Annotated in this window: 2 protein-coding genes; both read left to right on the plus strand. The window is 73.4% G+C overall.

Annotated elements, in window-relative coordinates; genetic code table 11:
* Positions 1-441: phosphopantetheine-binding protein (locus tag AB0G52_RS40865; RefSeq protein WP_361344329.1), on the plus strand; the 441-nt coding region annotated here is incomplete at its 5' end.
* On the plus strand, positions 438-2457 hold a 2020-nt coding region (locus AB0G52_RS40870), incomplete at its 3' end, for a condensation domain-containing protein (RefSeq protein ID WP_361344332.1). The genes AB0G52_RS40865 and AB0G52_RS40870, both read left to right, overlap by 4 nt.

Genomic DNA, 2457 nt, shown 5'->3' on the forward strand with positions numbered 1-2457 from the left:
ACCACCCACCTCAGCGATCAGCTGCCCCGCTACATGATCCCCTCCAGCATCACCGTGCTGGACCGCATCCCCGTCAACGCCAACGGCAAGACCGACTACCGGGCACTGCCCCAGCCGCGCTTCGAGGCGGACGCGGTCGCGGTACGGCCGGCCACCGAGGCCGAGCAGCTCATCGACGGCATCTGGTCGGAGGTGCTGGACCGCACCGACCTGGACATCCACGCCAACTTCTTCGCCCTGGGCGGGCATTCGCTGCTCGCCACCCGGATCGTCTCCCGGCTGCGTGCGGCGCTGTCCGTGTCCGTCCCGCTGGCGCTGATCTTCGACAACCCGACGATCCACACCATGGCCACCGCCCTGGAGAACCTGCTGCTGGACGCGGTCGGCGACCCGGAGACGGACCAGGCCGGGGACGCGACCGCCGAGAGGACCCGCTCATGACCGCGAGCAGGACACCCCAGGCGGACCCGCGGGAGGCGCGCCGCGCGCAGGTCAGGTCGCTGCTCCAGGGCGCCCGTGCCGCCCAGCGCGCCGACGCGGCGGCGACGGCCATCGCGGTGGCCGGACCGGACGCGCGGGTGGCGTCGTACTCGCAGGAGCGGATGTGGCTCCTGGAGCAGATGATGCCGGGCTACAACACGTCCACCGTGATCCGGGTCCGGGGCGCGCTCGACGCCGAGGTGCTGGCCCGGAGCTTCACGGTGGTGGCCGGCCGGCACGAGGTGCTGCGGACGGTCTTCGGCGAGCGGGACGGCGCCCCCGTCCCCCGGGTGCTGCCGGCCGCCCCGGTCCCGGTGCCGGTCCACGACGTCGTCGGGGACAGCACCGCCGAACGGTACGAGGCCGCCCTGGAGTTCGCCCGGGCGCTGATGCGGGAGCCGTTCTCGCTGGCCACCGGGCCCGTCTTCCGGGTCGCGGTGGTGCGGCTTGCCGAGGACGACGCACTGCTGGTGCTGGTGGTCCACCACATCGCGATCGACGGCACGTCGATGCGGGTGCTGTGGTCGGAGCTGTCCCGGGCCTACACGGCCCTGGCGGCCGGCCGCGAGCCGGAACTGCCGCCGCTGCCCCTCCAGTACGGGGACTACGCGGTGTGGAGCCGGGAACACCAGACGCCGGAGCGGCTGGGACACCAGCTGGAGCACTGGCGGCAGCGGCTGGCCGGCGCGAGCACCGACGAACTGCCGACGGACCGGCCCCGGCCGAGCGTGCGCACCGGGAACGGCGCCCAGTTCTCGTTCACCGTGGACGGCGAGCTGGGGGCGGCGGTCAACCGCTTCTCACGGGAGCACAACGCGACCGCGTTCATGACGCTGACGGCCGCGTTCAGCGTGGTCCTCGCCCGGCACTCGGCGACCCGGGACGTCACCCTGGGCACGCCGATCGCCGGCCGGGTGCGTCCCGAACTCGACGAGATGATCGGCTACTTCGTCAACACCCTGCTGATCCGCACCGAACTGGCCGACGACCCGTCGTTCGAAGAGCTGCTGGCCCGCACCCGGGCGAACACCCTCTCCGCCTACGAGCATCAGGAACTCCCCTTCGAGGCCGTGCTGGAGGAGCTCCAGCCGGAGCGGGACCCGAGCCGCAACCCGCTGTTCCAGGTGCTGTTCGCGCTGGGCGACGAGGAGACCGACGACCTGGTCCTGCCCGGTCTGGCGACCGAGCGGGTGGAGCTGGTCGACGGCAAGTCGCGGTTCGACCTGAGCGTGGCCCTCACGCGCTCCGGCGACACGTTCTCCGGGATCGCCTACTACGCGTCGGACCTGTTCGAGCCGGCCACGATCAGCCGGCTGATGCGGCACTTCGTCACGTTCCTGCGCAACGCGCTGGCCGAGCCGGGCCGTCCCGTCTCCGGTGTCGGCATGGTCGACGCGGCCGAACGCGAGCGGCTGCTCGCCAGGGGGCAGGGCGAACGCGTCGAGCACCCCGGTGGTCTGCTGACGGATCTGGTGGACGCGGTGGCGGCGGCGACCCCGCACGCGCCGGCGGTCACCGACTCCGAGAGCACCCTCACCTACGCCGAACTCACCGGCCGCGCCAACCACCTGGCCGCCCGGCTGCGCGAGGCCGGAGTCGTCGCCGACACCCCCGTCGGCCTCTGGATGGACCGCTCCGCCGAGATGGCCGTCACCCTCCTGGCCGTCCTCAAGGCGGGCGGGGCCTTCGTCCCGCTCGATCCGGACCTGCCCCTCGGCCGCGCCGTCCAGGTGCTCGCCGACGCGGGCGCCCCGGTGGCCTGCGCGGACGCCGAGCGGGCGGCCCTGCTCGCCGGGGCCCGCGACGGGGCCGGTGCCGGGTGCGCGGTGCTGGACTGCGGTCCCGGAAGACTCACCGGGTCGTCCCCGGCCGCCCCCCGCATCGGTGTCACCGGGGACAACCTGATCTCGGTGTACTACACCTCCGGGTCGACCGGCACACCCAAGGGCGTCGCCTCCACCCACGCCGGCTGGACCA

Origin of the sequence: Streptomyces sp. NPDC021562, assembly GCF_040640875.1 — a bacterium.
In the GTDB taxonomy this organism is placed as follows: domain Bacteria; phylum Actinomycetota; class Actinomycetes; order Streptomycetales; family Streptomycetaceae; genus Streptomyces.